Genomic DNA, 11,590 nt, shown 5'->3' with positions numbered 1-11,590 from the left:
TTGAAAAGGCGCTGATTGACCGACGGCAGATCGCAAAAAGGCGGTCGTTTCGGCCTGCCGGCATCGCCACGGGAGGATCTCATGCCAACTGTCATCGGACACCACGACATCAAAAAAGGCGCCAAGCACTGGCTCAGCTCAACGAAGCGCAAGGAGATATTCGGACCGCTCGGAATAACCAACATTCGCACCTTCGTCGATCCGCAGAATCGTGACCGGGTGGCCGTAATGATGGACGTTCCGGATATGGACAAGCTGGCGGCCCTGATGAAGAGCAAAGCAGCCGGCGACGCCATGGAGTTCGACGGCGTGGTGCCCGAATCCCTGGTCATCCTGGTGGAAGAAAAGGGATAGCCGCCTCGCCGGCTCCTATCCTTTCGCCCCGAACCGCAGCCCATCCATGAGCAGCTTCACCAGCCGGACGGAGCGGTCCCGCCAGTCGGGCGTGTTCGGCGCGGAGTAGATGCCGCCCAGCGCATGCATGACATCGGAGGCGTCCACGTCCGCGCGGATCTTGCCCGCGGCGGCGGCGGCCTCGATCAGGCGCCGCATGGCGCCCGAGACGCGGCCCGAGGTGTCGGAGAACAGCGTCGAGTTGGTGGTGAGCAGCAGGCGCAGGCTGGTGGCGAGGCCGCGCTTGGTGCCGATATAATCGACGAAGCGCTGCATCCATAGCTCCAGCGCGACATCGGCCGGGTGCTGGTGCGCCAGTTCGTCGGCCGCCTGGCAGAGCCCTTCCACCTCGCGGCGGTAGACCACCTCGACGAGATGCTCGCGCGTCGGGAAATGCCGGTAGAGCGTGCCGATGCCGACCCCTGCCCGCCTGGCGATGTCCTCCAGCGAGGCATCGACGCCGTCAGTGGCGAAAGCCTGCGCTGCCACCTCGACCAGCCTGTCGCGGTTGCGCCGCGCATCGGCGCGCAACGGCTTTTGCGCCGGCGCGTCGCGCGTCGCTTCGGCTGTCATTTCCCGCTCGGGCACTTTTTTCTCCACCAACGCAATATGGGGGGTTGAACCATGACCGGCCAGACCCCAGCTAAATAAACGGAGGCACCTCCGTTTTAGTGGAGTGCTTTTATCATATAACCAGGGGAAGCGTCATGTCACCAGATCAAGGACGGAAAGCTTTGCCTGGTTGGTGGAGCGGGACGGCGGTGCTGCCGATCTCCCCCCTCGTGGGGGAGATCAGCGACTTCCGCGCCCCGCCTCATCCTCAACTGTTACCCTTGCCCCTCCCCTCCCAAGCCCCATTTCCATCCGCCTAGCGTCCAGCAATCGGAGCCCGACGCCCCATGACCAGCCAGATCATCATCGACCCTCCCGAGGACGGCCTTGCCTCGAACGGCCAAACAAGTCCCACGACGCTTTCCATTCATCTCACCATCAACGGCCGCGACCATGCGCTCGACATCGAGCCGCGCGTCACCCTGCTCGACGCGTTGCGCGAGCGGCTGCACCTGACCGGCACCAAGAAGGGATGCGACCAGGGCCAATGCGGCGCCTGCACCGTGCATATCGACGGCGAGCGCGTATTGGCCTGCCTGACGCTTGCCGCTCAAGCTCAAGGCCGCGAGATAACCACCATCGAGGGCCTGGCCGAAAAAGACGGCACACTGAACGCGGTGCAGGCCGCTTTCCTCGACCAGGACGCCTTCCAGTGCGGCTATTGCACGCCGGGACAGATCATGTCGGCGGTGGCCTGCATCCGCGAAGGCCATGCCGGCTCCGACGAGGAAATCCGCGAATACATGGCCGGCAACCTTTGCCGCTGCGGCGCCTATCCCAACATCGTCGCCGCCGTCCGCCAGGCCGCACAGGAGCTGCGCTCATGAGAGATTTTTCCTACCTCCGCGCCGACAGCATCGAGGCCGCGCGCAACGCCGCCGCCCTGCCCGGCGCCATGCTGCTTGCCGGCGGCACGACGCTGGTCGACCTCGCCAAATGCGGCGTCGCCGAACCGGCGACGGTCATCGACATCAGCCATATCGAAGGGCTCGACGCCATCGACGTCAGCGCCGAACGTGCCGTCATCGGCGCGCTGGCCAGGATGAGCCATGTCGCCGACAACCCGCAAGTGAAGAGCTATTTTCCTGCCGTCTCGGAAGCGCTTTGGCAGGCAGCCTCGGCGCAGCTGCGCAACATGGCGACCATCGGCGGCAATCTGATGCAGCGCACGCGCTGCCCCTATTTCCGCGATCCGGCCAACTTCCCGGCCTGCAACAAGCGCGAGCCGGGCAGCGGCTGCTCGGCGATCGGCGGCGTGACGCGCGGCCATGCCGTGCTCGGCACCAGCGAGGCCTGCATCGCCACCTATCCGGGCGACCTTGCGGTGGCGCTGGTGGCCTTCGACGCCGAGGTCGATCTCGGCGAGCGCAGGCTCAAGGTCGAGGACTTTATCCTCGCCCCCGGCGCGACGGCCGAGCGCGAGCATGACATCCGCCCCGGCGAGGTTATCACGGCCATAGAGATTCCCGGCTCGGCCGCGGCCAGGCGCTCGACCTACCTCAAGGTGCGCGACCGCCAGTCCTATGAATTCGCGGCGGCAAGTGCTGCAGTCGGGCTGGAACTCGAAGGCGACGGCCGCACCATCCGCGACATCCGCGTGGCGCTTGGCGGCGTCGCCACCAAGCCATGGCGGGCGCGCGCCGTCGAGGAGGCCCTGAAAGGCAAGCTGCTTTCCGAAGACACGGTCCGCGCGGCGAGCGAGCTCGCCATGGAAGCCGCCGTCGACCATGGCGCCAATCACTACAAGATCGCCTTGGCGCCGCGCGTGATCGCGCGCGCCATCCTCAAATTGGGAGAGACGGCATGACCGTTCATGACTTGAAGCACGCCGCGTCCGACAGCGCGCGGCTCGAAGCGGTCGGCGGGCGCCTCTCGCGCGTCGACGGCCCGGCCAAGATCACGGGGGCAGCGCATTACGCCGTCGAGCAGCAGCTCGAAGGGCTGGTCCATGCAGTGCTGGTCGGCGCGACGATAGCCGCCGGCAAGGTGAGTGCGATCGACACGCGCGCCGCCGAGACCGCTCCCGGCGTGCTCGCCGTGCTGACGCCCGACACGATCATGGAGCTGAAGGGCGCGTCGGACTGGTTCGGCAACCCGCCGGCGCAGCCGACCTACCTGCCGCTCGTGCGCGAGGTGACCTTTTCGGGCCAGCACGTCGCGGCGGTGGTGGCCGAGACGTTCGAGCAGGCGGTGGCGGCGGCGGCGCTGGTCAAGGTCTGGTATGACGAGACCCCTGCCATCGTCGACCTCAGCGACGGCAAGGCCGGCGACGGCATCCCGATCGACGCCATGACCAAGGAATGGGGCGACGCCGAAGCCGCTTTCGCCGAGGCCCCGGTGCGCATCTGCGCGGCCTACAACACGCCGCGCGAATTCCAGGCGGCGATGGAGCCGCACGGGCTGATCGCGCGCTGGCAAGGCGACGAGCTGACCGTCTGGGAGCCGAGCCAGTGGCTGGACGGCATGGCGCGCACCTATGCCGAGTGGTTCGACGTTCCGTTCGAGAATGTGCGGCTGGTGTCGCCCTATATCGGCGGCGGCTTCGGCTCCAAGGCGCTGGCCCTGGCGCATAGCGCGGTGGCGGCGGCCGCGGCCAGGATGCTCGACCGGCCGGTGAAGCTGATGCTTAGCCGCCCGCAGAACTTCACCTCCTATGGCGGCCGCGCGGCAACCCGGCAGACCGTCGCGATCGGCGCGGACCGGGACGGCAAGATCCAGTCGATCGTGCATCGCGGCGTCAACGAGACGGCCGTCGACGGCATGTGGGTCGAGCCGCTCGGCTCCGTGACCTCGATCATGTACGCCACGCCCAACTTCTCCTCGAAGCAGAATGTCGTGCGGGTCAACACCGTGGTTCCGGGAGCAAAACGCGCGCCGGGCGAGAACCCGAGCGCCTTCGGCATCGAAAGCGCCATCGACGAGCTCGCCCATGAACTCGGCATCGATCCGCTGGAGATGCGGCTGATCAACTATGCCGAACAGGACCCGCACGCGAAGAAGGCGTGGTCGACGCGCCAGTTGCGCGAGGCCTTCGCGGCAGGCGCCGAAGCCTTCGGCTGGGCGAAACGCTCGCCTCAGCCGCGCTCGATGCGCGACGGACATCAGCTCATCGGCTGGGGCGTGGCGGCAGGCACCTATCCGGTGCGGCGCGCGCATGGCGAGGCGGTGGTGAAGCTCCTCGCCGACGGCTCGGTCGAGGTCGAAAGCTCCTCCATCGACATGGGACAGGGGACCTATACGATCCTGGCGCAGACCGCCGCCGAAACGCTCGGCGTGCCGGTGAGCCGGGTCTCGGTGAAGCTCGGCGATTCCCACTTCGCCCGCGCCGGCGTCACCGGCGGCTCACGGCTGGCCGGCGTCATGACAGGCGCCGTCCACAAGGCGGCCGGCCAGGCGCTGGACGAGCTGGTCGGGCTGGCGCTCTCCGATCCGCGCTCGCCGTTCCAGAAGCTGCAGGCGAACACGCTTTCGGTAAAGGACGGCCGCATCGCCTCGCCGCGCGGCGAAGGGCCGGAGCTGTCGATCGCCGAACTGATGGCCGCTATCGGCCGCGACAGGATCGAGGCCAAGGGCGACACGCTGCCGGCGAACACGACGCCGCAGGAGCGCTACGCGAACTACACGACCATAGCCAAGTCGATCCCGCATACCGAGGGCGACTGGTCGCGCCATTCCTGGTGCGCGCATTTCGTCGAGGTGCGGGTGGACGAGGATTTCGGCACGGTGCGCGTGTCGCGCGTGGTGTCGGCGCTGGATTCAGGCCGGCTCTACAACCCCAAGCTGGCGGAGAGCCAGTGGAAGGGCGGCATCATCATGGGCATCGGCCAGGCGCTGCTCGAGGAAGGCATCGTCGACCGTCGACACGGCCGCATCGTCAACGGCAATCTCGCCGACTACATGCTGCCCACCAATGCCGACATTCCCGACATCCAGACGATCTCGGTCGGCATTCCCGACCCGCACTCCTCCGCGCTCGGCGGCAAGGGGGTCGGGGAACTCGCGATCGTCGGCATCGCGCCGGCGATTGCCAATGCGGTGTTCCACGCGACGGGGAAGCGCGTGCGGGATCTCCCGATCACGCTGGAGAAGCTGCTCTGAGGCGAAGGCCGGCCGCCGGCGCTGGAACTGCTGATCTCTCCCTGGTGGGGGAGATTGGCAGCTCGCACGCTTTCGCCAATCTCTGTATGCTCCTCCCCACCGCAACGGGGGAGCGATCATGAAAAGCGTATCGGCATTCACCCTGGCACTGCTCACGGCTCTGCCCGCCACCCTGCCCGCCGATGCCGCGTCCTGCGCATGGTCGGCCAAGATGGAGGAAGACGAGGGCGGCAGCGTGATGACGGCTTCGGTCTGCGGCGGGCCGAAGGGCGACGCGCATCTGATGCTCGCCTGTTTCGGCAAGCCGGTGCTCAGCTACGACCTCGGCGCCGCGGGCGGACAGTTGGAGCCCGGCATCAGCGGCTCCTTCACCTTCAAGGCCGGCGACAAGAGCCTGACGAAGAACCTCCAGCTCGAGGCGATGTACAATTACTTCACCGCCGAGCTCTCCGGCCCCGCCGACCCGCTGCTTTCGCTGCTGCGCGGCAAGGGCGAGCTGACGGTCAGCGCGGATAAGTATGGCGCGGCGAGCTTCCCGCTGAAAGGCTCAGGTGCAGCGATCGGCAAGGTGCTGGCCGCGTGCGGGAAAGGCTCGGGCGGCGAAGCGGATTGAGCTGCCGATCAGCCACTATTGGCGAACGCCGTCGCCCCACACCATATGAGTGCTGCCGGCGTTGATTGTCCTCGCGACAAGCGTGATCGATCCCAGACATGCCGGCCAAGGCGGTCCAATGCGGGCCGCCGGCGCTCCTCGCGAGGCCCGTTGCGGCATCGCGCGACCCACCAAAGGCCGCGACAAGGAGCTATTTCGATGAATCCGATCACCCTTTTCCTCACCGCCGTCTTCGCGCTTGTCGGCGCCGGCGTCGGCGTGCTTGCCGGGCCATGGGCGGGCGCGCCGTTCTTCGTCATCGCGGCGCTGATCGCCACCTCGCTGAAGATGGCCAACACCTGGCAGAGATTCGTCGTGCTGCGCGCCGGCAACCTGCTTGGCGTGCGCGGCCCCGGCCTGTTCATGATCATCCCGGTCGTCGACAATGTCGTGGCCGTCATCGACCAGCGCATCCAGACCACCGCCTTCAACGCCGAGGAGGCGCTGACCAAGGACACCGTGCCGGTCAATGTCGACGCGGTCATCTTCTGGCATGTGCATGACGCGCGCCAGGCGGCGCTGGAGATCACCAACTACCGCGAGGCGATCGACCGCGTGGCGCAGACCTCGCTGCGCGAGATGATCGGCTCCTCGATGCTGTCGTCGCTGCTCTCAGACCGCAAGGCGGCCGACGAGCACCTGCGCGACGTCATCGGCGCCAAGACGGCGCAATGGGGCATCACCGTGATGTCGGTCGAAATCCGCGACGTCGCCATCCCCGTGGCGTTGCAGGACGCCATGTCGCGCCAGGCGCAGGCCGAGCGCGAGAAGCAGGCACGCGTTATCCTGGGTTCGGCGGAAGCGGAAGTGGCGGCCAAATTCGTCGAGGCGGCCAACACATATGCCGACCATCCGGCCGCATTGCAGTTGCGCGCCATGAACATCATCTACGAGACGACCAAGGAGCGCGGCGCCACCATCCTGATCCCGACCGGGCTGGTGGACAGCCTAAACCCGGCGGCGGCGCTGGTTCAGACCGGCGTGCGCAAAAGCGCGGCTTAGGGCGTAGCCGTCTACCCTATGCAGCATCAAAAATGCGGCCCGGCTCGCGCATCATCACGCAAGAGCCGGGCCCGATTGACTTCTACGGCAGGTATCTCAGTAGTCGGAGCCGCCGTCGACAACGACGGGGCGGTGATGGTGCCGGTGCATGCTCGTGACGACAATGGTGTCTTCACGGCGGTGATGGCGATGACGCCAGCCGCGTTCGCCATTGTCGTAGAAAGCGACCGTGCCGTGATGGCGGTGATGCAGACGGTGGCCATCCTCGTTGATAACGACGGTCGGCCGATGATGATAATAATGCCTGTGATGTGTCCTGATGACGACATCGGCCTCGGCCGCCGAAGCGACGGCAGGGGCGGCGACGCAAAGCGCCAAGGCAGCGAGAATCACTGTTTTCATTGTTCTATTCCTAATTGCTGAATTAATCCCTTCGCCGATGTAAACCGCCGCCTGCCGCTTTGGTTCCGAGCTGATTTGCGTCGCGAACGCGGGACGGCGGCGGACGAAAGCAGGCCTCAGTCCCCACGCTTGCCGCGAAGCGCGACATAGCGGAGGTAAGTCGTGGCCGCGGCATCGCAGGCGCGTCTTCCGCCGCCATTGGCCTCGATCATCGTCTTTGCAAGCCGGTGCGGCAGGCCGTATTTGCTGGCGAAGGCCGCTGGCTCGTATGGCTGGTCTTCCACATCGTCCACGGGTCTATCGAGGCTCATGTCGGCTCCTTTTCGGCGCGCGGGAAATTGGCGCGGTTGCAAATGCGAAGCTGGAGCTTTGGTTGCGGCGCCCGGCCCTCTTTGCGCGCCTGCCCGACCTCAGTCCGACAGGGCTCTCAGACCCTAGCCCGATCGGGGGAACGAAGGCTTCCCGCTCTCGTTTGCCGACGTCGAACCCGCAGCATCGAGACTGCCAACTGGAGCAATGACATGGACAACCGCAACAGTGTCTTGGAGGCGCGCTGGCTTCTGGCCGTGCCGGTCTCGATGTTGATCACCGTGCTGATAGCCGGCTTGCTGCTGGGGTAGCCGGCACACGCGCAACGACGTGGCCGGGCTCGAACATGGTGGCGACCCACATGAGATCCGGTCGACCGACGGAACTGGAGATGGAGGCAGAGCACCTTGCGGCCACGGAAACCTTGCCAGGCGCGACAAGAGAGGCCGGTGCCGCAGTGGGCGGGGGTTGGGGTAGCTGAGGCACCGGCCGAAGGCGGAATGGGCACCGCCGCCAGGCAAAGATAGTCCTCGCGGCCGGCAGCGAAATTACGCGATCGCGGAAGCCTAGAGGTCCAAGACAGCGATCAGGCGCTCCTCCGTCCGGCCATCGCAATCAGCGCTGCGATCGCCACCAGCACCGCCGCGGCAAAGAAGGTGAACCGCATTCCGCCGGCGACCGCCTCGGGAGCCGCGGCCGCGATGTTCCCCGACCCCACGGCGAAGGCGAACACCGCGCCCATGACCGCGGTGCCGGTGACGAGCCCGAGATTGCGCGACAGGCTGAGCATGCCCGACACGACGCCGCGCTCGTCGCCGTCGACATCGGCCATCACGGCGGTGTTGTTGGCGGCCTGGAAGAGCTGGTAGCCCGGCGTGAGCAGGATGATCGCAGCCGCGTAACCGGCGACGCCGAACACGTCCGGCAGAAGGCCAAGCGCCGCGCAGCCACCCACCATCATCACAAGGCCGGCGAGGACCATCGCGGCCGTGCCGAACCGGTCGACGATCCGCCCGGCAATGACGCCGCAGACCGCCGAGACCACGGGGCCGATCGACAGCACCGCCCCGGTCGCCGCCTCGCTCAGGCCGAGCGCACGGGACAGGAAGAACGGGCCCACGACCAGGGTCGCCATCATGACCGTCGAGACCAGCGCGTTCATGACAAGGCTCGGCGCCAGTACCGGACCGCGCAGCAGCGCGAGCTTGACCAGGGGCGACGCCACCCTGGCCTCGACGACGACGAAGAGTGCGGCGCCGGCGGCGGCCGCGCCGAGCAGTGCCGCGTTCAAACCGCCGAAATGGCCGCGCCCCATGGTCATGGCCAGCGCATAGGCGGCGAGCGTGGCGGCGAGCAGCAGCGTTCCCAGCGCATCGAAGCTGCCTCTCTCCTTTCCACGAGCGGTTCCTTCGTCACTCCGCAGGAAGCGCCAGGCGGCGAGCAGCGCGACGGCGCCGAGCGCGCCGCTGGCGAGGAAGATCGAACGCCAGCCGAGAGCGCCGATCAGCACGCCGCCGAGCGAAGGCCCGAGCGCCGTCCCGATCGCCGACATGGTGCCGAGCAAGCCCATGGCGCTGCCGGTGCGCTCCCTCGGCACCGTCTCGCCGACGAGGGCTATCGTCAGCGCCATCATGACAGCCGCGCCCAGCCCCTGCACGGCGCGCGCGGCGATAAGCAGCGCCAGCGACGGCGCGAGCGCGGCGGCGAAGGAGGCGGCGCTGAACAGCGCCAGCCCGGCGATCAGCAAGAGCCGCCGGCCGACGAGATCGCCCAGACGCCCGACGCCCACGATCAGCGCGGTGATGGCGAGCAGATAGGCGAGCACCACCCATTGCACTGCTTCAAAGGAGGCGGCGAAGGCCGCGCTCAGCGTCGGCAGTGCGACATTGGCGATGCTGGTGCCGAGCGAGGAGACGAGCATGGCAAGCGACAGGCTGGCCAGCGCGCCCGCCGTCGAACGGCTCGCGGGCGCGGCGCGGGTTTCGGCGATGTCGGTCATGATTTCTTCTCCGTCGGCTGAATTGCCGGTGAAGATAGGCGCCTGGACGACATGGCGGAACGCGCAGCATTTGCACTCGATCAGTGCAGCAAACGCCATGTCATCGAGCGACAACCATGCTATGGTTGCGCTTATGTCGCGACCCGATCTGAACCTGCTCGTCACGCTGGACGTGCTGCTTGCCGAAGGCAGCGTCGCCGGGGCCGCGCGGCGGCTGAAGCTCAGCCCCTCGGCGATGAGCCGGGCGCTTGCGAGACTGCGCGACGCAACGGGCGATCCGCTTCTGGTGCGCGCCGGGCGCGGCCTGGTGCCGACGCCGCGCGCCCTCGAGCTGAGTTCCGAGGTCGGCCGGCTGGTGAAGGAGGCGGAAGCGGTGCTGCGGCCGGTCGAGCGGCTCGACCTCGCGCGGCTCAGGCGCAGCTTCACGCTGCGCAACAGCGACGGTTTCGTCGAGAATTTCGGCCCGGCGCTGCTGGCCCGCGTGGCCGGGGAAGCGCCGGGCGTGCAACTGCGCTTCGTGCCCAAGCCGGACAAGGACAGCGGCCCGATGCGCGAGGGCGCGGTGGATCTGGAGACCGGCGTGGTCGGCGGCTCGACCGGGCCGGAGGTGCGGGCGCGGGCGCTGTTTCGCGATCGCTTCGTCGGCGTCGCGCGGGCCGGCCATCCGTTGAGCGAAGGCCGCATCACCGCCGCCCGCTTCGCTGCCGCCCGCCACATACTGACATCGAGGCGCGGCCTCGACCGCGGTCCGGTGGATGACGCGCTGGAGCTAGCCGGGCTGTCCAGGACGATCGCCACGGTGGTCGGCGGCTTTGCCGAGGCGCTGGCGCTGACGCGTGGCTCGGATCTCGTCGCCACCGTGCCGGAGCGCTATACCGGTGCGCTGCGCGATGGGCTGTTCACCTTCGCCCTGCCGGTGAAGCTCGCCCCGCTGACGATCTCGCTGCTGTGGCACCCGAGGCTCGACGCCGATCCGGCGCATCGCTGGCTGCGCGGGCTGGTGAGGGAAGTGTGTGGCGGAGCACGCAAACTCGCCCCTCCGGAGGAGGGATAAAATCTCCTTCCGCGACCACACCCTGCAGGCGATATTTCTGGAACATTAGTCGTATCTAATATATACTGTCGCATGCGGGGCGAACCCGCGTCCGCGATGGAACCCGTGGCGTGGTCAGCGCGTTGCCGGGCGCCTTAAAACAGCCGGAGGCTTGCTTGAGCGAATTCAGGAAGTTTGCCTGTCCCCGATGCCAGGGCGCCGGCAAGGTCTTCGAGTGCGAAAAGCGAGCGGCGTCGGACGGAGCGTGCTGTCCCTCGGGGGTGGTACGTGACAATTGCCCGGGCCGGCGGGTCTCCTGCCAGGCCTGCAACGGAACCGGCTTGCGCGGCTATGGAGCCCCTTGAATGCTGCGCGACTAGGCCGTTCGGCGTCTTGCGGAATTGCCGGAGCGCTCCAGCCCGCAACGCGGCGCTTACGGCTTAGAGCCGCGCTTGCGGGAAATCAGGCGCTGGCGCCGCCCATCAGCGCGGCGACCAGCGTCGCCAGGAAGACAAGCAGCCCCAACGCGACCCGATCCAGCCACACCCGCCGCCTGGCGAGAACCTCGAACAACCCGTTGGCCATGGCACCTTCCCCCGTTCGCTGCACGGCATTCTACCATGCCTTGACGAGAACACCGTGAAACGGCTCACGGAAGCCTCCGATGGCACTTTACGCCAGAAGATCGGGCGCCACCGGCCGCCAATGCAGTACCGCCGAATTGCACCCAAAAAAAGTCGGGGCTGAAGAAACGGAACCACCCGGTGAAAAATCAGCCATTCAAGCAGATAGGCATATATACCTGACACGGTTTCCGGCGGCCGAAAAAGCCCGGAATTCCGCCATTTCGCGCCAGCTCCGCAACTGCTCTGCGACGGTCGCGAAAGGCTCCGTGACACGAGGAAAACGCGCTTCCCGGCCACCCTCCGGCGGCGTTGACAGAAAACGGCGCCAATGGCATTCCGCAGCCACTGGTCACGCCATGACCGTTGCTGTTGGGGACGGACGGGGTTTCAGCAGCTTGGCGGCGGCGCCGGACGGGCGGGCACCTGCGCGGTGCACCGTCCGTTCCTGGCCAGGCCTGTTTCCA

General features: G+C 67.2%; 12 protein-coding genes. 7 read left to right on the top strand and 5 right to left on the bottom strand.

Annotated features, from left to right (window positions below; translation table 11 throughout):
* Window positions 1–81: 81 nt before the first annotated feature.
* Window positions 82–354, top strand: a complete 273-nt coding sequence (locus ACR64R_RS05180) for a hypothetical protein (protein WP_487360613.1) — start codon at window positions 82–84, stop codon at window positions 352–354.
* A gap of 15 nt (window positions 355–369) precedes the next feature.
* On the opposite strand, the gene ACR64R_RS05175 is transcribed toward ACR64R_RS05180, so the two are convergent.
* Complete coding sequence (locus ACR64R_RS05175) at window positions 370–966, bottom strand: TetR/AcrR family transcriptional regulator (protein WP_487362379.1); 597 nt, start codon at window positions 964–966, stop codon at window positions 370–372.
* Between the two features lie 326 nt (window positions 967–1,292).
* On the opposite strand from ACR64R_RS05175, the gene ACR64R_RS05170 reads away from it, so the two are divergent.
* The 5 genes from ACR64R_RS05170 (at window position 1,293) to ACR64R_RS05150 (ending at window position 6,757) form a co-directional block, all read left to right on the top strand.
* Window positions 1,293–1,832, top strand: a complete 540-nt coding sequence (locus tag ACR64R_RS05170) for a (2Fe-2S)-binding protein (protein ID WP_487360612.1) — start codon at window positions 1,293–1,295, stop codon at window positions 1,830–1,832.
* Window positions 1,829–2,812: an FAD binding domain-containing protein gene (locus ACR64R_RS05165; RefSeq protein WP_487360611.1), complete on the top strand. Its 984-nt coding sequence runs from the start codon at window positions 1,829–1,831 to the stop codon at window positions 2,810–2,812. The genes ACR64R_RS05170 and ACR64R_RS05165 overlap by 4 nt, the downstream gene beginning before the upstream one ends.
* Window positions 2,809–5,103, top strand: a complete 2,295-nt coding sequence (locus ACR64R_RS05160; RefSeq protein ID WP_487360610.1) for a xanthine dehydrogenase family protein molybdopterin-binding subunit — start codon at window positions 2,809–2,811, stop codon at window positions 5,101–5,103. Before ACR64R_RS05165 ends, ACR64R_RS05160 begins: the two co-directional genes overlap by 4 nt.
* A gap of 118 nt (window positions 5,104–5,221) precedes the next feature.
* Window positions 5,222–5,716 (top strand): hypothetical protein, encoded by a 495-nt coding sequence (locus ACR64R_RS05155; RefSeq protein ID WP_487360609.1) that lies wholly within the window; start codon window positions 5,222–5,224, stop codon window positions 5,714–5,716.
* A gap of 198 nt (window positions 5,717–5,914) precedes the next feature.
* Window positions 5,915–6,757 (top strand): slipin family protein, encoded by an 843-nt coding sequence (locus ACR64R_RS05150; RefSeq protein WP_487360608.1) that lies wholly within the window; start codon window positions 5,915–5,917, stop codon window positions 6,755–6,757.
* 96 nt (window positions 6,758–6,853) lie between these two features.
* Here the strand turns inward: ACR64R_RS05150 and ACR64R_RS05145 are convergent, their stop codons facing one another.
* From ACR64R_RS05145 to ACR64R_RS05135, 3 genes are all read right to left on the bottom strand, one after another.
* Window positions 6,854–7,159 carry a hypothetical protein gene (locus ACR64R_RS05145; protein ID WP_487360607.1) on the bottom strand — a complete coding sequence of 102 codons (306 nt, stop codon included), beginning with the start codon at window positions 7,157–7,159 and terminating at the stop codon, window positions 6,854–6,856.
* A 116-nt stretch (window positions 7,160–7,275) separates the two neighbouring features.
* Window positions 7,276–7,470, bottom strand: coding sequence for a hypothetical protein (locus ACR64R_RS05140; protein ID WP_487360606.1), 195 nt, complete (start codon window positions 7,468–7,470; stop codon window positions 7,276–7,278).
* Between the two features lie 584 nt (window positions 7,471–8,054).
* Window positions 8,055–9,467, bottom strand: coding sequence for an MFS transporter (locus ACR64R_RS05135; protein ID WP_487360605.1), 1,413 nt, complete (start codon window positions 9,465–9,467; stop codon window positions 8,055–8,057).
* A 133-nt stretch (window positions 9,468–9,600) separates the two neighbouring features.
* On the opposite strand from ACR64R_RS05135, the gene ACR64R_RS05130 reads away from it, so the two are divergent.
* Entirely contained in the window at window positions 9,601–10,521 is a 921-nt protein-coding gene (locus tag ACR64R_RS05130) for a LysR family transcriptional regulator (protein ID WP_487360604.1), read from the top strand.
* Between the two features lie 441 nt (window positions 10,522–10,962).
* On the opposite strand, the gene ACR64R_RS05125 is transcribed toward ACR64R_RS05130, so the two are convergent.
* Complete coding sequence (locus ACR64R_RS05125; protein ID WP_487360603.1) at window positions 10,963–11,085, bottom strand: hypothetical protein; 123 nt, start codon at window positions 11,083–11,085, stop codon at window positions 10,963–10,965.
* Between the last annotated feature and the right edge of the window lie 505 nt (window positions 11,086–11,590).

It is taken from the genome of Mesorhizobium sp. MC2-1-1 (assembly GCF_057597255.1).
Note: the sequence above shows the minus strand (reverse complement) of the source record. Positions and strands in the feature narration are given on the sequence as shown.

Excerpts from the sequence above, each read along its gene's own strand:
- ACR64R_RS05180 (WP_487360613.1), top strand. The coding sequence starts at position 82 with ATGCCAACTGTCATCGGACACCACGACATCAAAAAAGGCGCCAAGCAC.
- ACR64R_RS05175 (WP_487362379.1), bottom strand. The coding sequence starts at position 966 with ATGACAGCCGAAGCGACGCGCGACGCGCCGGCGCAAAAGCCGTTGCGC.
- ACR64R_RS05170 (WP_487360612.1), top strand. The coding sequence starts at position 1,293 with ATGACCAGCCAGATCATCATCGACCCTCCCGAGGACGGCCTTGCCTCG.
- ACR64R_RS05165 (WP_487360611.1), top strand. The coding sequence starts at position 1,829 with ATGAGAGATTTTTCCTACCTCCGCGCCGACAGCATCGAGGCCGCGCGC.
- ACR64R_RS05160 (WP_487360610.1), top strand. The coding sequence starts at position 2,809 with ATGACCGTTCATGACTTGAAGCACGCCGCGTCCGACAGCGCGCGGCTC.
- ACR64R_RS05155 (WP_487360609.1), top strand. The coding sequence starts at position 5,222 with ATGAAAAGCGTATCGGCATTCACCCTGGCACTGCTCACGGCTCTGCCC.
- ACR64R_RS05150 (WP_487360608.1), top strand. The coding sequence starts at position 5,915 with ATGAATCCGATCACCCTTTTCCTCACCGCCGTCTTCGCGCTTGTCGGC.
- ACR64R_RS05145 (WP_487360607.1), bottom strand. The coding sequence starts at position 7,159 with ATGAAAACAGTGATTCTCGCTGCCTTGGCGCTTTGCGTCGCCGCCCCT.
- ACR64R_RS05140 (WP_487360606.1), bottom strand. The coding sequence starts at position 7,470 with ATGAGCCTCGATAGACCCGTGGACGATGTGGAAGACCAGCCATACGAG.
- ACR64R_RS05135 (WP_487360605.1), bottom strand. The coding sequence starts at position 9,467 with ATGACCGACATCGCCGAAACCCGCGCCGCGCCCGCGAGCCGTTCGACG.
- ACR64R_RS05130 (WP_487360604.1), top strand. The coding sequence starts at position 9,601 with ATGTCGCGACCCGATCTGAACCTGCTCGTCACGCTGGACGTGCTGCTT.
- ACR64R_RS05125 (WP_487360603.1), bottom strand. The coding sequence starts at position 11,085 with ATGGCCAACGGGTTGTTCGAGGTTCTCGCCAGGCGGCGGGTGTGGCTG.